We start from the raw sequence: 25533 nt of genomic DNA, 5'->3' as shown, positions 1-25533 counted from the left end.
ATTTCCCCTCTCTATTCGTTTATTTCTGATTAGACTAGACGTTCTACGCCATTGCCGATTGTGCATACATAGAAATCAGCCGTTAAGCCCGTCGCTTCGTTGTATTTTAGGCCCACTTCTTCTTGGAACGCATCGATGCTGTCTTCATGCACAAGGGAAACCGTACAGCCGCCGAAGCCTGCGCCCGTCATGCGGGAACCTAGAACGCCTGGCACCTGGCGCGCTGCCGCAACCATCGCGTCAAGCTCGTCGCCCGTTACTTCATATAGATCGCGCAACGAGTCATGCGAGCCATTCATCAGCTTGCCGAACTCTGCAAGATTATTGGCTTTGAGAGCTTTGATCGATTGCAGGACGCGGTCGATTTCTTCTACAACGTGCTGAGCGCGTTTTTGCACCGTTGCATCTTTAATCAAATGTTTGGCTGAATTGAATTGCTCCAAGCTCAATTGGCCAAGCAGTGTAATATCAGGAAAAGCTGCTTGCAAATCGACAACCGCTTGCTCGCACTGGGCACGGCGCTCGTTATATGCCGAGTCGACAAGACCGCGGCGCTTGTTCGTGTTTCCGATTACGAGCTTGTAGTTTCCTGAATCGAAAGGAATCAGGTCATATTCAAGCGTGTCGCACATCAATAGGATCGCGTGATCCTTCTTGCCGTTTGCCACGGCGAACTGGTCCATGATGCCGCATTGCACGCCATTGAACTCGTTCTCCGATTTCTGGGAGAGCAGCGCGATTTTCACCTTATCGGTCTCAAGGCCTTCGAGCGTTTGCAGCGCAAATGCCGTAACGACTTCGATGGAAGCAGACGAGGATAGTCCCGCACCGTTTGGAATCTCGCCATGGTAGAGCAGGTCGTAGCCGCTGCTGAATTGCACGCCAGTTTGTTGAAGCTCATAGACGATGCCCTTCGGATAATTCATCCAGTCATCCGCCTCGTCATACACGATGGAATCGATCGAGAAGCTCTTGGAAGAAGGGAAGTTAGTTGTCGCTAGACCGAGCTCCTTGTCTGCGCGCTTGCGTACAAGCAGCGTTGTGCCGAAGGTCAGAGCCGCCGGAAAAACGTAGCCGCCATTATAATCGGTATGCTCGCCAATGAGATTGACACGGCCCGGAGCATGGAACACGGCGATGTCACCCGCTTCTCCGCCGTATTGCTGTATGAATTGCTGTGTTAGCGCGTCAATGTTTGCCATTTGCTATCACGTTCCTTTTTATCGATTTAGTGTGTTGATTGCAACTTCAGTATAAGGGAATGAAGGATGAAACGAAATGGCGCCAAATGCTTATTGTATGGATTTATGTGACTTCTCACGCCTTGAGAGGACATGCTATGATAGTGTAAAACCTACATTCGATCACGTTCCTATTTCATTATAAAGCAGGTGTAAAGTAAAATGCAGCAGGATATGTATACGGTTGCCTCCAACCCGGTTATCGCCCTTAGCGACGCCTCGCCGCTTAATGTGCTGTTCGCGGGCGAAAGCCAGACGAAGCCCCTTCATCGCCTTGGACCGAAAGTTTACGACTTCTATTTGATGCATACCGTCCTGGAAGGGAAGGGTCATTTCATATACGGCGGCATTAGGCATGAGCTGCATGCTGGCCATACCTTTCTGATTGAACCGGAGCAGCTGATCAGCTACGAATCGGACATCGAATATCCGTGGCGGTATCGCTGGGTCGCTTTTAAAGGAACGCAAGCATCCGACCTCGTTGCCGCTGCCGGCTTCGCAGAGGGACGCCAGGTTGTGTTCACGCCGGACAAGCGCCGAACGGGAGCGCTGTTTCGTCAAATCTTTGAAACGTTCCGGCGAGGCGGTGCCGCAGCGGACATGAAGGCCGCTGGCTACCTGCATCTGCTGATGGCCGAGTACAAGGCATTGCTGCATGCTTCAAGCGGCGGCTCGCCGAACAGCGGACTGCCAGAGGGAGACCATTTGCTGCAGCAGGTTGTCCATTATTTATCGACACAGTACGCGCATCCAGTCTCCATTGCCCAAATGGCCGAGTCCCTTGGATATAACAGAGCGTACCTGTCACGGCTTTTCAAGCAGCGAACCGGGCAATCGCCTGTCACCTTTCTGCTTAAGCTTCGCATCGACAAAGCCAGGCATATGCTTCGCGAGCGTCCCGAGCTGACCATTGAACAAATTTCGGCTTCGGTAGGCTTGCAGGATGCGCTTTATTTCTCCAAGCAATTCCGCCGACTTTACGGACAATCCCCTACAGCCTACCGCAACGCCATGAAGAGTTTATCCGATTAATAGTCGCGTTACCAGCATGCTCTAGTATGGTCTTTCGCCCGCTTCATATTCGTCAATTCGGGTAATACTACCTTAGGGAGTGATGAGCCATGAAGGAGCTACATACCGGGAAACTATATTGGCCGGTTACATTAGACGACACGTTGGAATATGAGCCGCTGCGAACAAACAAGAAAACGCAGGTCGCGATCATCGGCGGCGGCATGTCAGGGACGATATGCGCAGCCGAATTCGTGAAGAGCGGGCTAAGCACCATTATGGTTGAACGCGGCCAGGTTTCAGGCGGAAGCACCTCAGCCAATACCGGAATGCTTCAATTCTGCAATGACATTATGCTCACCGATTTGATCGACCAAATCGGTGAGCATAATGCGCAGCTCTTTTATAGAGCGTGCAAGGATGCCGTGGATTCGCTTGAAAAAGCAGCGAGCAGCCTGCCTGTTGACGTAGACTTCATTAGAAGAAGCAGCCTCTATTATGCATCAACGGAGCAAGACTTACCCAAGCTAAAGGAAGAATTCGAAGCATTGAGCGCTTGCGGCCTGGAAGTAGAGTTCTGGACGCCTGAGCAAATTGAGGCTCATTTCCCTTTCCGCAAATCGGGAGCAATCGTAACTCATGGTGACGCGGAGGTCAATCCTTACCAATTCGTAAATGCTGTTGCCGACGCTGCTGCCCGCGCCGGACTTGAAATTCACGAGAATACCGATGTTGTCTCGCATGAAACTCTTCCGAATGGGCTTCATTTGCTTAAAACGGCAAATGGCTGTGAGATAGAGGCCGAGCATGTCGTCTATGCGGTTGGATATGAACCTGAGGAGCTGCGCGGCAAGCTGGTCAAAGCCGAGCTGAACCGTTCCTTCGTGATCGTGACCGGTGTTCAGCCCGATCTCCAAAGCTGGCATGAGCGATATTTAGTGTGGGAAACCGCACGTCCCTATTTATACATGCGTACAACAATAGATGGTCGTGTCGTCGTTGGCGGATTGGATGAAGAAATTGAGCAGCCGCTGCATAGCGGTAAAGAACGAATGAAACGGAGCCAGAAGCTGCTGCAAAAGATGCAGGCTCTCTTTCCTCAGCTGAAGGCGCCGATCGAATTTGAGTGGAATGGCACTTTCGGTGATTCACGAGATCATTTGCCTTTTATCGGAGCCGATCCCTCTTGGAGCAATGTGTATTACTGCCTCGGCTACGGCGGCAACGGCACCGTATACAGTATGATTGCAGCTGAATTGCTCTGCTGCCTCATTCATGGCAAAGAACATCCTCTAACCGAGATCGTCAAACTGAATCGTCAATCCTTATCCAAGGTTTAGCGAGCTTCATAAGCCCAAAAGAAGAAGCCTCATCTATCCGCAAGCACCCTCTTGCGTAATATATGAGACTTCTTTTTTATTCCTTCTCTTATAACGTTATGCTCCTGCAACAATCAGTGAAGCGCTGCATGTCCGAAAAACAGCTTCCGCCGCGCCGAGCCGTGATATATCAGGCCCGCCATCCTTATCGAACATCGATTTGGTCTCATCAGTTTCAACCATCACGATGACCGAGCCGCTCTGGAGCGCTTGCTTGCATATTTCCGCTTCTTCGTCATCAAGACCGAGTGCATGGAGCGCGCTAATATGCTCGTCCGCTCCGAGCAGCCAGGCTGCGGCAAAAGCATTGCCCCCTACGGTATACGGAGCAGTGCCGTACCCTGTCATGCCAAGTACCGCATTCGTTCCATTACTCACGTAACCGGTTGCGGCAGCCATTCCAAATATGCTGTTGCCCTCATGCTCGGAAACGTCTTCTAGCTCCCGAAGCTCGTCAACATGGACGTCGCTTTCAGCCTCAATGCGCCTTGAATGCTCGGAGTCCTTAGCAAGCACCTTCAGTTCACCTTTCGTAAAGCCCGCATGCTCCAGCTGGTTGATTGCAGTAATAGCTTGTTGTTCGGTAGCAAATACGCCAATTTTTCTTGCCATTGATTATCCCTCCTGATTACAGATATAAATAAAAGTACACTCTATAGATCAAGCTATCGTTGTTATGCCCAGTTTTGGCGGAATAAGTCGTATTGTGTAGAATGATGGCGCAGAAACATAAAGGATTGCTTGAATCCAATGATCAGGTTGTACATCCATGCAGTTCGCGGTATGATGAAGCAATAGATATTGGAAAATCGGACAAGCAGGAGGCAAAGCGATGATCCATCGGATGCTTCGCTATCCCGCAGGATGGGAATGGCATGTACTGCAGCAAGCAAGGCAGCAAACCGTCAGGGATGAGCCCTTGCCCAGCAGAAAAAATGCACATAAATTAGCAGCCTCTTCGCGAGAAGAGCAAAGAGCCGTTAAAGCTTTTACGAAGCAAGAGCAAGACGCGGCAGAGCAGCATATGGATGAATTAAAGCTACAATTTCCAGAATCTGCCGCTTGGATTGATGAGTGCGCGGGCAGGCGAACAAATAATATATCCGTTGGGGAAACTTCACGATCAGGCAAGCTGCTTTATGGCACCCTTATGTTTCAAGTAACGGATGACCAAGCAGACGTGCAGCCCTTCCACTTCTGGCTTACCGATAAGAAACTGCTTACGATGCATGAAGATATGCGCTTGCCGCTAAGACTGCAAGCCGTTCAGCATGCTCCAAAGCTTGAGAGCTGCACGACTGCTCCCGAAGCGATGTTCATTATGCTCAGCATTATACTGGACACATTCCATGCTGGCTTGGATGGATTCGAGAAACGGCTTGGCGAGCTGGAGACCACGATGCGCCAAGAGAATCGGACTGGACTCATCGATGTCATCTTTGAGCGGCGTTACGATCTGCTGCATTGGAGCCATCTATTCATTCCGGTACGCGAAGTGCACAGCGCAGCCAAGGAAGCATTCATGGACGACTTGACTGAATCGGACAGCTTTCAAAGAATTACGCATAAGCTGGAGAGGATTGAAGCGCTGCTCAAGCACTATGCGCTGGAGATCGATACATTGATATCCATGGACGATGCTATCTCTAACTTTCGGGGCAACGACATTATGAAGACTTTGACGATCTTTACCGTATTGTTCTTGCCTGCTACCATTATAGGGGGCATATGGGGCGTCAACTTCGAGAATCTCCCTTTCAAGGAATACAAATGGAGCTTCACGGCAATGATCGGGGCTATTCTCATCATTACGTTGTGCATGTACGTTTGGCTGTGGAAGAAGGGCTGGACCGGCGATCTGCTTAATGGACGGTCACCGAAGGAGATTGTAGCTGCCGAGGACGCTCCGATTCAAGTGAAGCGCTCTGACCGCAGGAGAGCTGGCCGCGTGAAGGCTTCAGCTTCTTCTTCTGCAACGAAGGAGAAAAGTCGAACACATAGGAAATAAAGTTGATTAATCGCAGCCATTGTACGGTCGAGCATACGTAGCAAACACAACATAAAAACCGTCCAGTCAAGACATACCCTTGATGGACGGTTTTTTGTATGTTAAAGCTTATAATTTCACCGGAAGGCCCGTACGCGCAGAATCGTTAGCTGCAACCGTTACACGGTGCGTCTGCATTGCATCAGCATAGGTAGAGCGAATGCGTGAAGTATCCCCCGTCTTGACTGCGTGCAGGAATGCATCGTTCTCCAGCTCGTACGGATCCTGGCGGTTCGCATATTCCGTTTTGCGGCCAGCTTCCGTATCGATCAATCCGCTATGCCCAAGCTCCAGCACGCCTTTATTCGTATAGATGTGTAAGCCTGAACGGTCTCCGGCCGGAATCGCGCATGTATTGCTAATGGTAGCAACAGCGCCTCCAGCGAGCTTTAGGGTAACGGTTCCCACATCCGGTACCGATACACCCTCCTCGACAGTGCTCATATAGCGCTCGCCGTAAGCAGCATAAACTTCGCTTACTTCACCTAACGTATAACGGAGCAGATCGACGATATGAGTGGTTTGCTCGACGAATTGCCCCCCGGAGCCTTCCATTTTACGCCACCAGCTTACCCCTGGCATGGAACCCATCCAATAGCCAAGTGCCATTAAAGCCGTACGCTCGCGAAGCAGCTCTTTGGCGCGATCTGTCCCTTCCATATAACGGAAGTGGTAGCCGACAGAGGTAATGAGTTTCTTTTCCTCGATGCCCTTAAGGATTTCAGTCGGCAGCTCCTCGTCTACGCCCAGCGGCTTTTCGACGAGAAACGGGATGCCGCGCGCTATGAGCGCTTTCTCAATCTCGCCATGTGCGAATGGGGGCACGCATATATACACCGCATCAAACTTACGGTCGTCCAACATCTGATGAATGGAAGAATAGCCTTTGGACCCTTCGAAGCGCTTGGAAGCCTCGTCGGCTTTCTGCTGGCTTGTTGCAACAAAACCTGTCACTTTAACGCCGTCTAGCTTGGCCAACTTCTCTGCATGCATCATGCCGAACCAGCCTGTGCCCACTATACCTATTTGAAGTGTCATCTATGAATCCCCTTTCAGAATCGGCTTGCTTCCATGATTATACTTGGAAACGCTTCGGAAAGTCTATGTTTTCCGCTGGTACCCATCTGCCCGCAGCTTCATACACTATAACATCGGAATGGTCGTAAGGCGTAAGAGCGGAGGGATGGATATGGGAGCAAACTCAAGAACTGTTCAGGCTCCACAGGAGCTCGATCTCAGAACGGCAGTGTTTCTAGCTGCCGTTTGCGGTCAAACCTACATGCAGTACAGTAATAATGACGGCCTGTTTCTTGTGCCAAGAGGCTACAGCTTAGTCGGCGAATTCACAGCAAAAGCGTATGATAGCAGCGAAGAACGGTTCGGATTCGTTCTAACCTCCGAGAGAGCCTCCGTTCTCGCATTTCGCGGCAGCGGATCCGCCGTAGATTGGGTATCGGATTTCATCGCTCAGCAAACCTCCTATCGGCCGGTAAAAAACAACGGTCTTACGCATAAGGGATTTACAGACATCTATATGTCTGCCCGTGCCCGCATTCTCGATTTATTAAAGCAGCTTCCCCCGGATAAGCCGTTGTTCATCACGGGCCATAGCTTAGGCGGGGCGCTCGCAACGCTTGCAGCCATGGACATAGCGAGTAATTCCGCATTTGCAGCGCCGATCATCTATACGTTTGGCGCGCCGCGGGTCGGAGATCCTAAATTCGCAAGCAGCTATAATGCCGCAATCGCGACCCATTGGCGATTTCAGAACGAATTTGACATCGTCCCCCATCTGCCTACACTCGTATACCAATCACCCAAAACCAAACAAAGCTATTATTATATGCATGTAAAAGGAGAGGTTAAACGCTCGTTTCGGATGGGATCCATCGCTGGGAACCATATTCTTTCGAGCTATTTCGCCGACCTTGTGAATGAGGATCCTGCCTTTGCCGTATCGATTTGCGCTGATCCACCCGGCTGGTGCCCGGACATTCAGCTCTAGCTTCCATTGTTTGTCCAAAAAAAATAGTGAGACAATGCTCTGTCTCCATGTAACCATGTTCATGGAGAATGAGCGTTGTTTCACTACAGACGAACCGGAAGAACATATAGCAGAATCGCAAAGAAATGAACGATCGATCCTCCAAGTACGAACAGATGCCATACCGCGTGATGGTAAGGAAATCCTCGCCACACATAAAACACCGTGCCGAACGTATATAGCAAGCCTCCGGTAATGAGCAGTTGCAACCCTCCAGGGGCCAAGTGCTCACTCAAGGGCTTCCAAGCGAAGACGATGATCCATCCCATTGCAATATAAATGAGCGTGGAAGTAAATAAAAATTTAGAGGCAAAAAACGCCTTGAAGACCACGCCTATGAGAGCGGCTCCCCAGACGATGCCAAACAGAATCCAACCAAGCTTGCCTTGTACGATATGGAACAGAATCGGTGTGTAAGTACCTGCAATAAAGACGTAGATGAAAGAGTGATCAAGCGACTCAAATATGCGCTTGGCTTTTCCTGCTGGAAAGCTGTGTACGAGCGTTGAAGCTGTGTAAAGCAGCAGCATAGCTGTTCCGTATATCGTAAAGCTGACCACATGCATGGCCGTTCCTTTCGAAGCAGCAAACACGATTAGCAGCACCAGAGCAGCAACGCTTAACGCTGCGCCAATGCCATGCGTAACGGCATTCGCAACTTCTTCCTTTTTGGAATACGTATGTGTATTCGCCATGCGATTCCCACCTCCCAAGTCGCACAAGCCTGCGATAAAGCCTATCTCTCGCCAGCCTGCCTCTACTCAGTGTAATGGATCACACCCACCCTTTCAACCAGCCGCGCACGCGGTCAACCGTTTTATCAAGGTTGCAGACTGCCTCTTGATCTGCATAATCCTCCGTGTGACGGAAATAATCGGCATGTCCCCCTACCATCGGGATGCCCTCGACATAGCCAGGCGCGTACTTCATGCGATTCCATCTCGGCATCGTATAACGATCCCGGCTCCAGCCGCCCCATGTCCCGATTCGGCTAATCGGATCATTAAGCTTGCCCAAGCTGTCAATGGAATGGAAATAGCTTACGTGGCTCTGCAGCTTGGGATCAATCGGCGTTCTTGGCGATCCGACCTGTACGATGCGGAAGTCTTCGACTTTTTCCTGCTCATGAAGCATCTTTGCCGCCTGATAGGCCGCTGCTCCGCCTCCGCTGTGGCCAATCAGCAGCATGCGCTCCCCGCTAAAGGTTTCTTTAATCTTTGCGAGAGCGTGCTGGCCCCCGATTCTGCCCGCTGTTAAACGGTTGGAGAGGTCGCTTCTCACCTCTAGCACCTGCCTGACTAAGTTCCGGCTTGCATCGCCATAAGGGAAAATAACATGAATGGCAGGATCAATGCCATCGGATTGGAACAGTTTTTCAAGCTTTATTTTGCATTCGGTAAATATGCTATTGGATGTTGCGACACCGGCTAGCAAATAAATATTCATGCGTGATGGTTTGGTCGCCGTCATAACGAATCCCTCCAAAATCATATGCGTATATTCATTATGTGGGATAGCAGCAAATATCATTCTTCGACCTATTTGTTATTTCTTTGAAATTCAGTTTTCCACATCCACTCAAACGCTGTTACGGTCAGCTTATGCGCCCAGGCACGAATGCTGCGATTGATGCATCGCGGCGACCGTTTTTTCTGCTCCCGTCCATTATTTTACGTTGCACGAGAGGAATAGGTGCCGCGAAGAGCTGGGCAAAAAGAAGAACGCCTAGCTGTTTCCAGCCGGCGCTCCTCCTTAGCTATTGCTGCGTTAAGCTTGCCTAGTCGGCAGTTATACGCCCATTTTTTTACGCTGGTTGTTTACTTTCTTCGTGTTCTGGCTCTTCAGTGCCTGCGTCCCGGTAGAAAGATGCGTTTGGCCAGGGGCTCCGCCAGCTTTCGATTGCTTCTTCTGAGCAAGCAGCTGTTTCGCTTTCTCCGCTTGAGTCAGCTTCTTCGGCTGTTCTGCGGATTCGTTTTGTTCGATTGTAGACATAGGTTCACCTCGCTTCATGCGCTACGTATTTCTTATTCTACTACACTTATATATCTGGTAAAAGAGGCTTTGCTCAGGGTTGTGTGATTTGTTATGCGCAAGCCCGCCAAACCCAGCTGCCGCTCGATCGGTTCCGTCGTTACGATGACCGCGCGTTTCGCCCATCCTTTTATGCTCCCCAACATAGCCAGCTGCTCATTCTCCGGCAGCACGGAACACAAATTGTATGGCATATCAATGATTGCCGCATCGTACATCCCTTCGAGAAGCCGCATGTCGCCAAGCTTAACAAGATCGGGATAGCCGAAATGGGCCAGGTTGACCCTTGCTCCCTTCACCGCCAGTGGATTGAGATCAAGACCAACGATCGCGATCCCCATTGATAATGCTTCAATAAGGACCGTGCCCATGCCGCAGCAAGGATCAATAAGGCGAAGCTGCTCTGGAGATGCGCCTGCGGCAATATTGACAATCGCACGCGCAGCCCTTGTCGGTAGCGCAGTGGAGTAGTTTTGCGGCTTGTTTTGATGCTTCAGCCATACCGCGCTGCTTTCCTCCAGCAAACCGAAATACCAGCTGCCATGCAGCTTTGTCAATCCGAATAACCGCTCAGGCTTTCGCATTTCCGCTTTTCCGCGGATAACCGCGCCTGCAGCCCGCTCCAGCTGCCTCTGCTCCTCGTAGGAGACTGCCTCGTCGCCTTGTGTATAGAGAACTTTGAATGTCAGACCGCCTAACTCAACGAGCGATAGCTGCGTGAGCAGCTGATCCAAGCTGTCTGCTTGCTTCAGAACCTCAATCCGCCGCTTCATGAAAGGGCTGCGGTCAACGGCGATCATTCGCTTGCTAAGCCATGCGCCTCCAGCTGCTGGCTCTCCGAACAACAGCTTGAGCTCAAGGGCACACAAGTCCGCTTCATCCTCATGACAAGCGTACGTATAAATAAACATAGATGCCCCCGCTATCACAAAAAAGTTACTCGTTCTGCGGCGCGAACGCCGATTTCTCTTGCTCGCCGCTTATTTCCTTTCCGGCTGTACCCGGCAGGCTTCCTTCGTGAGAAAGCTCCGCCAGCTGCTTCTCCAACGTTTTTATTGTGCGCTGAAGCCGGATTTGCCGTATCATGCCAAGAAGACCTACCGTAAGGCCGCCGAGCAGCGTCGATGCCAAGATCACAAGAATAAGCGGAAGCGTCGTTTTCGTAAATAGGAAATTTACCTGCACCGAATCGACGTTTATCACCGCAAAAATTGCGATTAGAAGCGCAAATACAAGTGCGGATATAAGAATGCTTTGTCCCTTCACTCCGATACCTCCCTTTTCCAGAAATCATACCATAAACACCATCGATTCGCCTATTGTCAAGCCATGCTTGGACATGCCTCCGCTTCCTTAATTACTTAAACGTATTTAAGGTCGTATGAAGCAAATAACGAGGCGTATGTCTCCTGACACCCGCTTATGGACTGAAAATTCACTTGCGCACGCTTGCCTTTGATGCGCCTTGGCGCAGCTGTGTCATACCAACCTTAATTACAATAAACAAAAGGACCGCAAGCTGCGGTATTGTTGTCTCCCAGGTTGGGTATACGCCTATCGCGCCAATAGTCGGTAGGCTTGAAGCCGTATGTGTCGGCAACCAGCCCGAAACCTGCAAGGAATGGATGCTCTCTCCAAGAAAACGAACGACCAAGTAATAGATAAGTGCTGATGCCACTAAGAAAAAAGGGCGTACCGGAAGCTTCGCACTGAATCTAATGATGGCATAGCCTAATGCCAGCAGCAGTACGAATGTGACACCGAAGCCGAGCGCGAGCTGAAAAGGCGCAATCGATGGTGCCATGCCGACATAAAAAATTGTTGTTTCGGCGCCCTCCCGGAAAATAGCTAGCCCGGAAACGGCAAACAAGGACCAAAGGCTGCCGCGAGCCAGTGCACGATTCATTTGTTTATCAATATATTGGTTCCAGTTGTGGATATTGGACTTATTATGCAGCCAATTGCCGACCGTAATCATAAGCGCCACGGACAATAAACCTGCAATGCCTTCTATCGATTCGCGCGCGCTCCCCGCTGCTACCTGCGCAATCGCATACGTTAAAATGACAGCCATGATGCCGCTGAGCAATAGCCCCGCCCATACGCCTGACCAGACCCATTTTCGCTTGTCCTGATTGCCCGTACGCTGCAAGTAAGCAAGCAAAGCTGCGAGTACCAATATCGCTTCAAGCCCCTCACGGAGCAATATCATTCCTGCATCCCAAGCCGTATAGCGTGTTTCCTGCATCATTGGCTCCATCTCGGTCAACATTTCAGAAATGACCGATTCTGCATTATCCGCAGCAGGAGGATTCGATGCCAAATATCCGCCTGCCTCAGCCATCTGAATTTCAATGCGGCTGTACACCGCAGCAGAACGGAGCTGGACATCGCCTTCGATTGCGGGCCAAGAGGCAATGAATGCATTCATTTGACCAGCTGCTTCAGGAAAATGACCGAGCTGAATGTCGTTTAACGCTTGTGCAAGCATGTCAACGGCATCTGCGACAGTCAAGCCCGCATCCTCTGTGACAGCCGCAACCTTACCTGCTTCATAATCATGAATGAGCTGAATGAGTGCAGCTCCCTCGGTCTGCGCTTGCTCTGTACGGGGCGGATCGGCCTGAATGGCGATGCGCAGCATGCTCATCCTTGTCTCCAAGCTTCCGTATACGACAAGGTTATCCGCCCTTACGGCAGGCTCGATCTTAGGCCAGCCTGCATTGATTTGTTTGTAAGCGGCGTTCGCCTGCTCCCATTCCCCTGCATCAACATGAGCAAGCAGCTGTCCAACCAACGGAAGCAAGCTTGCCGCAGCAGCTTTTCCATCAAGCTGCGGGACCTGCTCTTGTACGCTTTCCACATAGTTGTTCAATGCCTTTGCGAGCGTAGAAAGCGACTGCTTGCCTTTACCTTCATCCGCCGCGCTGCCCGCTGCCAACAGCGCTTTCGCCGCCCCTGCAAACGCTGAGTCTACAGCAGCCGACTCCTTGGTGGATAATGGATTCAGCTGCTGCCACTTTGCTGCAGCAGAGTCTACGTGGACGCTTGCTTCCTTCCACTTTCCTTGCCCGGCTTCAACCAAAGCGCTGCCGATGAGCGGCAGCAGCTGATTCAGCTCAGCTGCCTGTTCATCTTCTGCATGAATTGGAATAACGCCTGCCACTAATAGGACGAATAGAAAAACAACGGAAACGAAACGTTTTAGATATCGTTTCATTCCGCTGCTAGGTTGTGCGAACATGCTGTCCGCTCCTTTCATTCCGAAGAGCTTCTATCGTTTCATTGCGAGCTCTCGCATCTAAAATATCTAAAATAACGTTTCTCCAATATAGCCGCCTTCGCTGACCCCGGGGAAGCAAGCAAATACGGCACTTCCCGTATGCACGATGTACTCGTTCAACAGGTCGCTCTGACCAAGCTTTTGCTGCATGGGGATAAACTGCTTCCGAGAATCGCGATTATAGCAAATAAACAGCAAGCCAGCATCGAGTTGGCCCGTTTTGTTGTCAATGCCGCTTGAATATGAATAAGAGCGGCGCAGGATTTTCACCGTGCCGTCGCCGTGTGCGAGACGCACATGAGCGTTCATGGGAATGACGGGCTTGCCCTTCTCATCCTTTTGATCAAAATCGAGCTTATCCCTCTCATGAACAGCGCCGAGCGGTGCGCCGCTAGCGCGATGCCTTCCAAAGGTAGCCTCTTGATCGCCAAGCGTCGAGCGGTCCCAGACTTCTACCCGCATCCGGATCCGCCTAACTGCCATATAGCTGCCCCCGTTCATCCAAGCCATGCCATCAGCAGCAGAAGCCCATACAACCTTGTTCATCTCCGCTTCGTCCGTTACATCAGGGTTGCCCGTTCCGTCACGGAACCCCATTAAATTCCGTGGCGTCGCTCCCGACGGATCGGAGCTGCTTGTGCGCTGAAAGCCTTCCTGCGTCCAGCGCAGCACGGCTTTCCCACGCGCAATTCGAGCCAAATTGCGCAGCGCATGAAAGGCAATCTGCATGTCGTTCGCATTTACTTGAACGCCAATGTCGCCGCCGGACCATTCCTCGCGCAGCTCATCCCCTCCGAATGCAGGCAAGTCGGTGAGAGGTGCAGGCCGTTTCCCAGCTAAGCCGTATCTCCCATCGAAAAAGGATGGACCTACGCCAAAGGTAATCGTCGTGCGCGAAGGGGATAACCCCTCCGCCTCCCCCGTATCCGATGGCGGCAAGTTTAAGTTGTCGTTCGAATCGCCCAGCAGCTCCCCCTTAGCCATCGCCGCGGCCGCTTTGGTCCAATCCTGGAACAGCTTGCGCACGTCTCCTAGCGCAGCTGCTGTTACATCAAACGCAGCAAAGATGATAAAGTCCTGTGCCGGCGTCGTAATTCCGGCTTGATGCTTGCCATAGAAGCTAACGATATCAGCTGATTTGTCTTCGGGAATCTGCGACGCCGGCTTCGCCGCACTGCGCATCTGTCCCGAGAATAAACTTCCCACTCCCGTTGCTCCGAGCAGCAAGCCGGCCCCGCCAACGCCAGCCAACCGCAGTAAATCCCTGCGGCTGATTTTATTATCTGTCGGTTTGCTCTTCGTTTGACCTTCATTATGTTCTGTAGGTCTGTCCATGCTGTTATGCCTCCAATATGGTCCCCATTTGCGACAGCGGCTCTGCGAGCGCGTCGATGAGCTGGCTCAGCTTTTTCGTATCTTCTTCTTTTAATTCCAAATAGGATACATAGCCGTCACCTGATTTGTATCCGGCAAGCGCCTGCTCCAGATCAGCAAAGCCTTTCCCAATCTGCTCGTCAAGAGCCGCATCCTTCTTATTCAATTCACCCTTAACCAGCTGATAGATTTTGTCTGCGCCTTCCACATTCGCAGCGAAATCATACAAATCCGTATGCGAGTAACGCTCTTCCTCGCCCGTTACTTTAGAGGATGATACTTCATTCAGCAGCTCTACCGCACCCGTTACGAGCAAGCTAGGCTCCACCTCGACAGTTTCCATCAAAGCGCGAAGCAGCTTGACATCCTCCAGCAGGCGATCGGCATATTCCTCCATGCCCGCTGTCGAGTTTTTCTCCCACAAACCTTGCTCAATTCGGTGGAAACCACGCCAATCTTTATCCTCAACGTCATTTTCCCGTGCATCGATATTGGGGTCTAGATCACCAATCGCTTCCGCTATCGGCTCAATTCGCTCGAAATACATACGTGTTGGTGCATAAAGCTGCTTCGCCGTTTCCACGTCGCCATCTTTCACAGCCGTCACGAACTTCTCCGTTTCTATTATAAAGGTGTCTGCCTGCTCAATCGTAAATTGCCGATAGCTCTCAAGTATCGGCGCCCATGCGTCGTCCGCTGCAGCCGTTTCATTCGCTGCATTCGTCGAGGCGCTCTCATTAGCCACTTTATCATTCTCCACAGCATTTGAGCCGCAGCCCGTAAATACGATTGTACACGCCACTAAAAAAGACATGACTTTAAACTTCATTATGATTGCTCCCCTACTCCAATAGATTCGATCTGTTTTATTCTAAAATGAAGTATATTCGCATGTGATAATCATTGTCAATTAAATATTTTAGTACTAAATAAAGCGGCCTCTCCCATTTATCTTGCTTGAGAGAGCCGCTCACGGCTAATCCATATTTTCTTCAATCACCATTTCTATTCAGAGAACCAATTCATTACAGTGGAACGGATCGTTTTACCTGTCATGATTGCCTGATCCATCAGAAGCGCAAGATAGTGGTCCTGTGCAGCCTCTGCCAAGCTATAGAATGACGGGCCATTCCCTGCGGCGTAATCGCCCATTCGGAGCAAACAGGTCGCGATCGCAATTTCATCATCACTCAGTCTAGCGGGAGCGGCCGGATTTCGATACAGCCACTCCCCTTCTGCCATGACACCGCGGTGGTAATAGCCCTCCAAATTGCCATGGTGCCCTGTATCCACACGCTGAAGCTTCGTATAGATAGGTGTGGTAAAATCATGCAAATAACTCATTTCGTTGTCAACAAGCTCCCCTTTACTGCCTCTTACCAGCATTCGGCTTCGGCGAACCCATGAGAAATATTGATCGCCTGTGAAATCATAAACGGCCAGCTTATTGCCAAAGCGGAAAGTTGCGATTCTTTGGATGGACGGAGCCAGCTGCTCTTCCTGCGGATCGCCTTGACGGCTTGGCCCTTTCATGAGCATCGATTCGAACTCCTGCCCGCTAATCTCTGCAGGTTCGAAGCCAATGCCCAGAAGCTGCCGAATCAAGCTGATTCCATGGTAATCATGGGCAGCCGAAACCTGTACCTGCGACACCTCGCCAAGCTTCCCGGAATGGGCAAGCTTAATCCGTGCTGCGTGCATAGGCTGAAACAAATATTGCTCCGCTACTTGGATTTTCGCGTCCTTCGGCATGGACTCGCATAATGCTTGGAGACCTGCAATATCAGCCGCTGGGGGCGTCTCGGCTAAGACGGGTATTCCTCTCTCCGCTAGTTCAAGCATGATCTCTGGCGCAACAAGCCGAGGAACAGAAACAACTACAAAACTGAATTGGCTGGACTCCTCCATCAATTGCCGAAGCGTGCGGACCGTCCGTATGCCCCATTTCGCCTCCAGCTCCAATCCTTTTTGTTCATCCCTTACCATGATGGCATGGATATGGAAGCGGTCAGGCATCGCTTTGGCGATCCTTATATAAAATTCCGCGCGCCAGCCGCCGCCAACAATTCCGAAACTGATTATCGACATTTTCTCATTCAACCTCCGTGTTTGAAAGTCATTCGTATCGGGTATAAAAGAAAAAAAGACCTCTTCATGAGAGATCTTCTTTATGCCGTTCTGAAGGTGCCCGTTGCTTTAATTTCCTCTGCGACGCCCGTATACGCATGCAGCTTGCCATGATAGACTAATTCAAGCAATGTTGTATTCTCCAGATCGGCTGGAGTAACGAACAAAGATGGCTTATTGACTAAATTCACTCCGCTCTCCTCAAAAACAGAAGCAACGAATTGCGAGCAAAAATATGCATAATCCCGTTTCATCTCAATGTTGAGCATAATGCCGAGCATGCCAAGCAGATTGTACTTGTATTGATCGCGATTCTTCTCCATATACTGGATCTGATTTCTTATGTTTATATAGGCACAATGACTAATCGTGCATCTGTATAGTGCGCAGGTCGAATGTTCAAAAAACACGCCTCGTACGTCCTCTTTCACGAATCCAGCAAAAAACGGATTACTTGGGTTTTTTCTCCCAAAGCTGTAGACCTCATTCAAATCGCTGTCAAAAGCAATCGACGCATGGTTCAGCATGTTCTTTGTATACCATCTAATTGTCTTCGAAAATAATGTCCCCGTGTTCGTTAAGAGCACATAGATTTCCTTTTCTCTATTCATGCCGTACTACCTCCACATTAAAGAACTTTCATCTAGGTATTAACTTTAATGCAGGAGAACTAAATTCTAAACCTGCTCAGGTAATAGGCCTATCCCCGACCTTAGTCCAGTTCTGTAAGCATAGTGTGACAGAAGATCGTCTACCAAACTCTCCTACTTGCATAACCTTACTCCATATTACTGGATTTTCTCCTTTTACTCAATAAGAAAGTCGCCCTTTTCTCCCTCATGCTTAAAAAAATGTTAACATTTGCATATCTGAGAGATGATATAGTAGGAAAAGATTTACGTCTTGCTTAAACTATTTATATGCGCTCGAAAATAATTTAGTATAGTCGTTTTACTTTCATTACAATGGCAGCGGAGGGTTTATCTATGGAATGGTTTAATCGTTATAAAGAACAACTGGGACAAGTTTACTCGCAGGCCGAGCTTTCCATCGCGCAATTCCCCGAGCCTCTGCGGACATTAGGTCTTGCCTATGCAGACAAACACAACCCGGTTAAGGATCACAGCGGCAAAGACTATATTTGCAGCCTGCTTCCATTCTGGGTCAAGGAGCCAAGCGGCATCAGCGATTTGGAGTGCGAGCGACTTGCTTTAGCTAATGTATATGGAATGCTTTATTTTTTTATTCAAGATGACGTGATGGACAGCCAGCCTTCTTCCGGCTGGAAGGAACAGCTTGTCCTTGGAAATCTCTTTTTGCTCGAGATGTATAACGTATTCCGCCAGCTATTCCCTTCAAACTCCCCATTTTGGGGCTATTATAACCGATATGCAGCCGTATGGGCTGAAAGCGTGACGAACGAGGACCGCGAGGATTATTTTGTGAGCGATCCTATCCGCACCGCCGGCAAAGCTGGTCCCGTCAAAATCGCAAGTACTGGCGCGCTCCTTTTAGCTGGCCGTACTGATCTGATCGAGAAGCTTGAGCGTGCTATCGAAATCGTGCTTATGACACTACAAATGGCAGATGACTACGCGGATTGGAAGGAAGATATGGCTGAAGGCAGCTATAACGGCCTGCTTGCAATGATTGCTGCGGGGAGAAGCACAGGCGAATTGCCTTTAACCGAAAAAGATGCTGAGAATGCCATATACATTCGGGGATGCATGCAGCAATATGTGCAGCATGCATCCGACAATCATAAGAAGCTGCTTGAATTGGATGCAGGAATGAGCGGACTGATAGATTTCCATTCGTTTATATTAGACCATTTGAACCAGATCCGTGATGCATTAGAATCAAACAAAAAAGCGCTTTTAAAAGGCGGACTCAATTACTTTATGACCAATTCCACTCATTTACAGGTCCAATAGATTCTATTATTTGTCGAATTTTTGAAAATTTATATAGAATTTGTCGAAAGGACATGATAGACTGAGTATGGTAAACTTATACATATTCGGAAGGGTGATTATTGTGTCAACAAGACAAGATCTTCAAGAACAAATCATAAAAAAAGCGTGGGAAGACGCCGAATTCAAAAAACAGCTTATTGCCAATCCGAAAGCAGCAGTCAAAGAAGCATTTGGCGTAGATCTTCCGGACGCAATCGAAGTTGAAGTTGTTGAAGAATCCGCTAATAAATTTTACTTGGTACTTCCGGAAAGCCCTGCAGCAGTAAAAGACGCTGAAAATGTAGCACACCCAATGTGGCAGTAATTTATAAAAAACAAGCGTCGAGAACTCTTAGATATGAGTCCTTGACGCTATTTATTTGCAACCGGCAAGTAAATCACTGCCTCCGTACCACTACCTTTCTTACTATAGAATTCTAATTTCCCTTCCATTATTTCTATAATACGAAAAGTAACCATTAACCCTAAACCAGTCCCCTTAGACTTATTGGAATAATACGGCTCACCAAGTCTTTTCAAATCAGTTTCGCTCATTCCCTCACCATTATCTATTATATGAATCTTCACTTTATTTGTTTCCGTATCCTTAGAAGCACGAATTACAATTTCTCCATTTTGATTTAAAGCTTCAATACTATTTTTGATAATATTAATAAGTGCTTGTTTAAACTTTGATGAGTTACCGTTCACGAATAAGTCAGTTGAAATATCCGTATATAAAGTACCGCCTTGCATGGTTGCTAACGGAGCAAGAATTACCTCTATTTGACGTAGCTCTTCTTCAATATTTAACAACACGACCTGTTCCATTTGAGGTTTAGCGAACGTTAAAAAATCGGTAATAATATCTGAGGCCCTATCGAGCTCTTCAATGGCTAGTCCCATAAAAGCCTTGTCTTTCTCAAAAGCAGACTTTTCACCAAGCAATTGAAGAAAACCTCGTGTTACTTGTAATGGATTTCTCACTTCATGCGCTACTGAGGCAGCTAATTGACTTATAATATCCATCTTTTCAGATCTTTGAAGCTCATTATTGAATACCTCAACTTGTTGTGAGTAATTAATTACCTGCTCATAGTTTAAGAGCATTCTTCGTACTAAGATCACTACTAACGACGTTATAAAGCTTAACGATCCCCACTTCCATAAGAACATGTCGTAGCCCATATCCTTCACAAAGTACCAAGTAACTTCTCCCGCACCAATTAGAGCAAATACTCCAAAACCAAACGCTAGGATAACCGCTTCTTTGTTTCCTTTTATACAGTACATAACAAGGCAAGTGACTAATAGTATGTTTCCAAGGATAATAGAAACTCCAAAGTAAAAAATGCCTACTATATAATAGAGTTTTTCAACAACCTCTGAGGAAGAACTTCCTAGTAGCATCATTATACTTAATAAAGCTAGAATAACTTGTATTTTACGAAACTTAGATACTAACCCAATAGGCCCTTTCCCGAATATCTTCTCAAAGAAAAAATAAATAGATGGCATTAATAAATTTGATGCTATATCAAATAAATGGTAAGATAACTTCCCATATTCCGGATACATACTTTGCAATACAGAAGAGTATGTAAGAATCATTACGCCTATTGATAATATAACAGCGCTTAATGATTGCCATCCTCTTTGGAAGGTTTTATTTAAAAAAACGACACTTACAAACATTCCAATCGAAATAAAAATAAGCGCTGCACCTAAAATAACATCCAAAAAATCCCGTTTCAAATATTCTTTTTCTAAAAGCTTATATTCTCCTAATATAAGCTTTCCTTTCAGCCCCACCCAGTCCCTTTCTGTGTTTAATAATATATATACATGTGAATTAGCTTCATTATCATTTAATGGGAGCAAAACTTCATTTTTATTGTAAGGATAATCCCGAAAATTACCATATACTAATTTTTCATTGATGTATATTTGCACATCTTTAGAGATAAGCTCGTTTATTAATAACGCTGGCCTGTCTAAGTTGAACGACGGGAGTTGAAACCTTAACCAAACCGAATTAACATCAGTCGGCTTCTCTGGTAATTCATCACCATATGAGTATGATACCCACTGTCTCTCTTGTTTAGCAGTAATCGTATCCAAAGCTGAAGCGGATGCACTATCTTCCCACATGATTTCCCAATTTGTAATTTCAATAGAAGGATGATCTGAGGCATATAAAAGAGATGCTGGAATACATGCAAATATGACTGCTAACAATATTGTTATAAAACAAAGCTTTTTGAACCCCTTCATCGGACACCTCTATACAAATAATATAAACATTCTACCCTACTGTATTTCGACAATCTTCGATTTATTACCTTTATCCGTTTCCTTTTTTACCAAAAATAATAACTTGAAACAAATTTACCCTATACAAATAATACCGCCCAATTCTAGTATACGATAGCTTTTTTAAATTAATAGTATATAAATAAGGACTTTTAGACCACTTTTCATATTATAACAATAATTTAAAGGTTCTATAGCATCTATTATATGTCGAAAACACAGTTTTCATATAGATTGTGTCGAAATTTCCTGATACAATTAGGAAGAAAGACTTATACATATTCGAGAGGATGATCAATGTGGCCGCAGAGCAAACCTTGCAGGAACAAATTATTCAAAAAGCATGGGAAGATGCTGAATTTAAGAAACAATTACTTGCAGATCCTAAAGCAGCGGTGAAAGAAGCTTTCGGCATTGATATACCTGATTCCATCGAGGTAGAAGTAGTAGAAGAAACTGCAAACAAATATTATTTCGTGCTTCCACAAAATCCTTCAGACATAAGCAATGACGGCGATTCCGACGGAGCCGCGTGGCAATAGACAGAGAAATAGCGCTTGACTGCTCTTGAGCAGTCAGCGCTATTTTTTTACCATGGGGAACTGAATAGTAGCTTCCGTCCCAACTCCTTTTTCACTTGTAAAGAAAATGCTCCCCTTCATGACCTCGATAATTCGAAAGGTTACCATTAAGCCTAATCCCGTTCCTTTTGTTTTTTTGGAATAGTAAGGCTCTCCTAGCTTCTTCAGTTCAAGCTCGTTCATACCTTCCCCGTTGTCTTTAATGCATATAATTACATGACGATCATCTTTTAAATAGGCTTGTATGACGATTGTTCCGCCTTTGTTTAGCGATTCAATACTATTTTTAATAATATTAATAAGTGCTTGCTTGAGCTTGGACGAATTGCCATTCACATATAAATCCGAAGCCGATTCAACCTGGATGATGCTGCCTTGCATATTAGCAAGAGGGACGAGTATCGCTTCGATTTTCAATATTTCCTCTGCTACGTTAAGAGTAGTCATCTGGTCCAGCTCCGGCTTGGCAAACATCAGAAAGTCCGTAATAATTTCCGATGCCCGGTCAAGCTCCTCGATTGCAAGCGCCATGAAGCCTTTCTCTTTCTCATTCCTTGTACTTTCACCCAGCACCTGTAGAAACCCTCTTGTAACTTGCAAAGGATTGCGCACCTCATGGGCTACGGAAGCAGCTAGTTGACTAATAATCTCCATTTTCTCCGAGCGTTGAAGCTCATTATTGAACACCTCTAGCTGCCGAGAGTATTTCAATACCTGATCATAGCTTTCAATGATTCTTCTAGCCAATATAAATAAAAGTGAGACAAGGAAAGTCAGTATGCCCCATTTCCAAAAAAACATCTCATAGTTCATTTCGCTTATGAAATACCAGATAACTTCCATCACGCCAATTGCTGCAAATATGCCAAAGCCCGTTGCCATAATGATCGCATTTTTATTCTTCTGGAAACAAAAACGGATGAGTAAAATAAGTAGCAGACCATTTCCTATAATTATCGTTCCACCGAAGGTGATAATCGTAGCTGATGTATACGCGCTGCTAATTTCGCTAGAAGAAAAGGAAAGGAGTAACCAAATAATAGTAATGATAGAAACGATAACTTGCAGCTTTCTAAATCGGGTAATGATCTTCCATGGCCCTTTTCCGAAAATCCTCTCAAAGAAGAAAAACAAAGACGGCATCAATAAATTAGAGCCTATGTCAAACAGATAATACATCACTCTTCCATACTGACTGTACATCGTGTGCAAATATGGGGATAGTGATAGAATCATTAAGCTTATGGAGAGAATGAAAAAGCTAAGAGAAACTAAACCTGCGAGGTAGGTTCTGTTCAGAAATATAAAACAAAGCAGCAGTGCCAAGGAGACAAACAGTAAAATGGACCCAAGAATGACGTCATAGACTTCCTTTTTCAAGAAATCCTTGTTGAGCGCTTGTCCCTCTCCAACCTTCGGCTGTTCCTTTAAGCCAAGCCAATCCGAATCTGTTTGTACAAATAGATAGACGAACTGACCTGATTCCGATTCGCTTAGCGACAATAAAATCTCATTTTTGTTAAAGGGATAATTTCGGCTTGATTCATAAACAACCTTTTGATCCATAAAGATCATAACGTCTTTGGCCGTCAGCTTAGTTATTAAAACAGCTGGTCTGCTCAAATCGTAATCCGGAAGCTTAAATCTGAGCCAAGCAGCACGAATGTGGGCAGGCTTATCCGGCAATGCGTCATCGAATGTAAACGATTGCCACTCTCCCGCCGCAAAGACGCCGTTCGCTTCTTCAATGGCAGGCGCGGAATCCTCATCCCACATCAATTCCCATTGGGGTATGCTATTCAATTTTGTATAAGCTTGAACCTTTGAGGTCGCCACCCAAAAGAAAGAAAGGGCGAGCACCGCTATCATAAGGAATGCAATCCATCTATGTAATGCTTTCATTCTGCACCTCAACCATTAATAGATACTATACGCTATAATTCGACAATCTTCGATAAAACTCCTACTTCCATTTTACCGCGTATACAAATAAATAGTAAGCAATTTCAGGCTACTTACGAAAAAAAGCCCCCCGATCACTAAGATCACGGGAGGCAAACCTATCGATTTCATTAAACCATTCGTTTCTTAATTGCCACGCGTCGAAGCAGCAAATAATTCAGTCCGACAATACACGCCATCACGATAACCGCAAGCACGACAACTACTGCGATTGGGTTGCGATCAACCTCAAATACGTTCTGCATGAGCCTTCCCATCCAATCGGATGAGAGCACCACCTCCATCGCCATTGCGGGCAATAGGGAAGCAACGGATATAATCGCGCCAAGCTGCCAGCGGAAACGAGCAAAACCTGAGCCGATGATCCAGCCGCTTCCGAAATAAGCAAAGAACAAAAAGAAATGTTCAAAGAAAATACCTGCCAACTGGTCGGAGGAAGAGAATATATGGGGATTTTTAAGCGCTGGCGTCCAGTTGTTCTGCTCATAAATCATTTGCTCAATCGGATACCCTGCTGTCATGATTAACGCAAATATGGCCGATATCAGCGTTACCAGGAAACTGCCGCCGATTACAAAATGCTTTCTCGTAACACCGCTGGAAACGAAGCTGGCTAACGATAATGGCGTCAATAAAATACCAATAACCATAAGAAAGATTTTAGGCGAGTTGGACGCGCCTTCCCATGCGCTTTGGGAATCAAACCCCTCATTGTTAAACATATTGGTATTCATAAACACGGCAATGCCTAGAAATATAGAAATGAAAATAATCCAATACACGATGAACGTCCAACGATACGTGTACAACAGCTCACTGGCTACATTATGGGCGGGATGCTTTCTCTTTCTGCTCATTGCTCAGCCCCTCCTTCTTGGTCAGATGTACGAATAAATCCTGAAGCGAGACTGGCCCCAGCTCAAGACCTAAGGCAAGAGCATGTTTGCGATGCTCCTCCGTTAACTCTCCGAACACCGTCACCGACTTCGTTCTGCCCAGCATCTGCTGCCCTAATATGGTCAGCCCCTCAGTGATTTGGTCCACCGCTTGTTCAGAGCCGGTAATCGAAGCACCGCGTGATTTGAGCACATCCGTCTCCTCATGCATAATAAGACGGCCTTGATCCAAGATGAGCACCTCCTCGAACAAAGAACCAACCTCCTCGATCAAATGGGTTGATATAATAAACGTGCGAGGCGTTTCCATGTAATCCTTCAGAAGCTCATCGTAAAACGCATAGCGCGACGGCGCATCCATACCGAGATAAGCTTCATCGAATATCGTCACCGGAGCACGGCTTGCAAGGCCAATGGTAACGCCAAGCGCAGATTTCATGCCGCGCGAGAGCGCTGAAACCAGTTTTTTTAACGGCAGGTCGTATAATGCTATTAAATGCGCTGCGTATTCGCTGTCCCAATTCGGCCAGCAGCTTGCGGATAGCCTCAGAACGTCAGATACGGAGGAGCTGTCTGAGAAAGAGCCGCTTTCCTGAATGAAGCAAACCTGTTCCATTATTTTGGCATTCTCGAATGGCGCTTCTCCGCCAATGGTCACTTGGCCATTTGTTTGCTCGCGATAGGAAGCGAGAATAGAAAGCAAGCTCGTTTTACCGGAGCCGTTCCGTCCGAGCAAGCCGTAAATCCTACCGCCTGCAAGAGAAAAAGTCACATTCTTAATTGCCGCGAAAGAACCGTATTTCAATTGCAGATTGTTAACCTCAATGCCAAGCGTCATCATTCATCGCTTCCTTTCGCCTGTTCGATTCGTCCAATAATCTCGGAGATCGGTACGCCAATGGTTTCTGCTTCCGCCAGCATTCGATCTACAACCTCTTCGAAAAAACGCTCTCTCCGCTGCCTAAGCAATGACTGCTTCGCTTCACCGCTAACAAACATGCCAATCCCCCTTTTCTTATACAAAATGCCTTCCTCCGTCAATAAATGAAAGCCTTTCGCTGCCGTGGCCGGATTAATCCGGTAAAATGCCGCATATTGATTCGTAGACATAACCTGCTCATCCTCTTGCAATATGCCGCTTACGATATCGTCTTTGATTTTGTCAGCAATTTGCTGGTATATGGGACTACGATCATCAAACAAGTGATCACCTCTTCGCCTCTATGGTTCATTACTTATGTAACTAACCATATAACATAACTTATTCCATGTCAACAATTAGTAATGAG

25 protein-coding genes are annotated in these 25533 nt (G+C 47.4%); 7 read left to right on the top strand and 18 right to left on the bottom strand.

The annotated features are described in order from the left end of the window. Positions 1-29 precede the first annotated feature (29 nt). The gene (locus tag FHS16_RS12015; protein ID WP_183562320.1) at positions 30-1202 is read right to left on the bottom strand and encodes a galactokinase; all 1173 of its coding nucleotides are present in this window, start codon (positions 1200-1202) and stop codon (positions 30-32) included. A gap of 201 nt (positions 1203-1403) precedes the next feature. Between FHS16_RS12015 and FHS16_RS12010 the strand changes: the two genes are divergently transcribed. Together FHS16_RS12010 and FHS16_RS12005 are read left to right on the top strand one after the other, a co-directional pair. Next, positions 1404-2273 (top strand): AraC family transcriptional regulator, encoded by an 870-nt coding sequence (locus FHS16_RS12010; RefSeq protein ID WP_183562318.1) that lies wholly within the window; start codon positions 1404-1406, stop codon positions 2271-2273. 89 nt (positions 2274-2362) lie between these two features. Next, entirely contained in the window at positions 2363-3592 is a 1230-nt protein-coding gene (locus tag FHS16_RS12005; protein ID WP_183562316.1) for an NAD(P)/FAD-dependent oxidoreductase, read from the top strand. Positions 3593-3688: 96 nt separating this feature from the next. Here the strand turns inward: FHS16_RS12005 and FHS16_RS12000 are convergent, their stop codons facing one another. After that, a complete protein-coding gene (locus FHS16_RS12000) occupies positions 3689-4243 on the bottom strand; it encodes a general stress protein (RefSeq protein WP_183562314.1) in 555 nt (184 codons plus the stop codon). A gap of 220 nt (positions 4244-4463) precedes the next feature. Between FHS16_RS12000 and FHS16_RS11995 the strand changes: the two genes are divergently transcribed. After that, positions 4464-5639, top strand: a complete 1176-nt coding sequence (locus tag FHS16_RS11995; protein WP_183562313.1) for a magnesium transporter CorA family protein — start codon at positions 4464-4466, stop codon at positions 5637-5639. A 108-nt stretch (positions 5640-5747) separates the two neighbouring features. Here FHS16_RS11995 and FHS16_RS11990 read toward each other — a convergent pair whose 3' ends face one another. Then, entirely contained in the window at positions 5748-6716 is a 969-nt protein-coding gene (locus FHS16_RS11990) for a Gfo/Idh/MocA family protein (RefSeq protein ID WP_183562311.1), read from the bottom strand. Positions 6717-6867: 151 nt separating this feature from the next. Between FHS16_RS11990 and FHS16_RS11985 the strand changes: the two genes are divergently transcribed. After that, positions 6868-7683 carry a lipase family protein gene (locus FHS16_RS11985; protein ID WP_183562309.1) on the top strand — a complete coding sequence of 272 codons (816 nt, stop codon included), beginning with the start codon at positions 6868-6870 and terminating at the stop codon, positions 7681-7683. 83 nt (positions 7684-7766) lie between these two features. On the opposite strand, the gene trhA is transcribed toward FHS16_RS11985, so the two are convergent. From trhA to FHS16_RS11935, 10 genes are all read right to left on the bottom strand, one after another. Further along, on the bottom strand, positions 7767-8417 hold the full coding sequence (gene trhA, locus FHS16_RS11980) for a PAQR family membrane homeostasis protein TrhA (RefSeq protein WP_183562307.1): 651 nt from the start codon (positions 8415-8417) through the stop codon (positions 7767-7769). Between the two features lie 79 nt (positions 8418-8496). Further along, positions 8497-9192, bottom strand: a complete 696-nt coding sequence (locus FHS16_RS11975; RefSeq protein ID WP_183562305.1) for a lipase family protein — start codon at positions 9190-9192, stop codon at positions 8497-8499. Between the two features lie 318 nt (positions 9193-9510). After that, the gene (locus tag FHS16_RS11970; protein WP_183562303.1) at positions 9511-9714 is read right to left on the bottom strand and encodes a hypothetical protein; all 204 of its coding nucleotides are present in this window, start codon (positions 9712-9714) and stop codon (positions 9511-9513) included. A 32-nt stretch (positions 9715-9746) separates the two neighbouring features. Then, the gene (locus FHS16_RS11965) at positions 9747-10664 is read right to left on the bottom strand and encodes a TRM11 family SAM-dependent methyltransferase (protein ID WP_183562301.1); all 918 of its coding nucleotides are present in this window, start codon (positions 10662-10664) and stop codon (positions 9747-9749) included. Between the two features lie 25 nt (positions 10665-10689). Next, complete coding sequence (locus tag FHS16_RS11960; RefSeq protein WP_183562299.1) at positions 10690-11019, bottom strand: LapA family protein; 330 nt, start codon at positions 11017-11019, stop codon at positions 10690-10692. A 169-nt stretch (positions 11020-11188) separates the two neighbouring features. Then, positions 11189-12997: an FTR1 family iron permease gene (locus FHS16_RS11955; RefSeq protein ID WP_246431719.1), complete on the bottom strand. Its 1809-nt coding sequence runs from the start codon at positions 12995-12997 to the stop codon at positions 11189-11191. A gap of 66 nt (positions 12998-13063) precedes the next feature. Continuing rightward, entirely contained in the window at positions 13064-14371 is a 1308-nt protein-coding gene (gene efeB, locus FHS16_RS11950) for an iron uptake transporter deferrochelatase/peroxidase subunit (RefSeq protein WP_183562295.1), read from the bottom strand. 4 nt (positions 14372-14375) lie between these two features. Further along, positions 14376-15239 carry an iron uptake system protein EfeO gene (gene efeO / locus FHS16_RS11945; protein WP_183562293.1) on the bottom strand — a complete coding sequence of 288 codons (864 nt, stop codon included), beginning with the start codon at positions 15237-15239 and terminating at the stop codon, positions 14376-14378. A 176-nt stretch (positions 15240-15415) separates the two neighbouring features. After that, positions 15416-16498 carry a Gfo/Idh/MocA family protein gene (locus FHS16_RS11940; protein ID WP_183562291.1) on the bottom strand — a complete coding sequence of 361 codons (1083 nt, stop codon included), beginning with the start codon at positions 16496-16498 and terminating at the stop codon, positions 15416-15418. Positions 16499-16578: 80 nt separating this feature from the next. Beyond that, positions 16579-17148, bottom strand: a complete 570-nt coding sequence (locus FHS16_RS11935) for a C40 family peptidase (protein WP_183562289.1) — start codon at positions 17146-17148, stop codon at positions 16579-16581. 375 nt (positions 17149-17523) lie between these two features. Between FHS16_RS11935 and FHS16_RS11930 the strand changes: the two genes are divergently transcribed. After that, positions 17524-18471 carry a class 1 isoprenoid biosynthesis enzyme gene (locus FHS16_RS11930; RefSeq protein WP_183562287.1) on the top strand — a complete coding sequence of 316 codons (948 nt, stop codon included), beginning with the start codon at positions 17524-17526 and terminating at the stop codon, positions 18469-18471. 103 nt (positions 18472-18574) lie between these two features. Beyond that, positions 18575-18817, top strand: coding sequence for an NHLP leader peptide family RiPP precursor (locus FHS16_RS11925; protein ID WP_312890867.1), 243 nt, complete (start codon positions 18575-18577; stop codon positions 18815-18817). 47 nt (positions 18818-18864) lie between these two features. Here the strand turns inward: FHS16_RS11925 and FHS16_RS11920 are convergent, their stop codons facing one another. Further along, the gene (locus FHS16_RS11920; RefSeq protein ID WP_183562283.1) at positions 18865-20766 is read right to left on the bottom strand and encodes an ATP-binding protein; all 1902 of its coding nucleotides are present in this window, start codon (positions 20764-20766) and stop codon (positions 18865-18867) included. 329 nt (positions 20767-21095) lie between these two features. Between FHS16_RS11920 and FHS16_RS11915 the strand changes: the two genes are divergently transcribed. After that, positions 21096-21347, top strand: coding sequence for an NHLP leader peptide family RiPP precursor (locus FHS16_RS11915; protein ID WP_183562281.1), 252 nt, complete (start codon positions 21096-21098; stop codon positions 21345-21347). Between the two features lie 39 nt (positions 21348-21386). Here FHS16_RS11915 and FHS16_RS11910 read toward each other — a convergent pair whose 3' ends face one another. The 4 genes from FHS16_RS11910 to FHS16_RS11895 form a co-directional block, all read right to left on the bottom strand. Further along, positions 21387-23288: an ATP-binding protein gene (locus FHS16_RS11910; protein WP_183562279.1), complete on the bottom strand. Its 1902-nt coding sequence runs from the start codon at positions 23286-23288 to the stop codon at positions 21387-21389. Positions 23289-23458: 170 nt separating this feature from the next. Continuing rightward, positions 23459-24205 carry a hypothetical protein gene (locus FHS16_RS11905; RefSeq protein ID WP_183562277.1) on the bottom strand — a complete coding sequence of 249 codons (747 nt, stop codon included), beginning with the start codon at positions 24203-24205 and terminating at the stop codon, positions 23459-23461. Further along, a complete protein-coding gene (locus tag FHS16_RS11900; protein WP_312890866.1) occupies positions 24174-25085 on the bottom strand; it encodes an ATP-binding cassette domain-containing protein in 912 nt (303 codons plus the stop codon). The genes FHS16_RS11905 and FHS16_RS11900 overlap by 32 nt, the downstream gene beginning before the upstream one ends. Next, a complete protein-coding gene (locus FHS16_RS11895; RefSeq protein ID WP_183562275.1) occupies positions 25082-25447 on the bottom strand; it encodes a GntR family transcriptional regulator in 366 nt (121 codons plus the stop codon). Before FHS16_RS11895 ends, FHS16_RS11900 begins: the two co-directional genes overlap by 4 nt. Between the last annotated feature and the right edge of the window lie 86 nt (positions 25448-25533).

It is taken from the genome of Paenibacillus endophyticus (genome assembly GCF_014192395.1).
Lineage (GTDB): Bacteria > Bacillota > Bacilli > Paenibacillales > Paenibacillaceae > Pristimantibacillus > Pristimantibacillus endophyticus.
The sequence above is the reverse complement of the archived record's forward strand: the minus strand, read 5'-3'. Positions and strand labels throughout refer to the sequence as shown.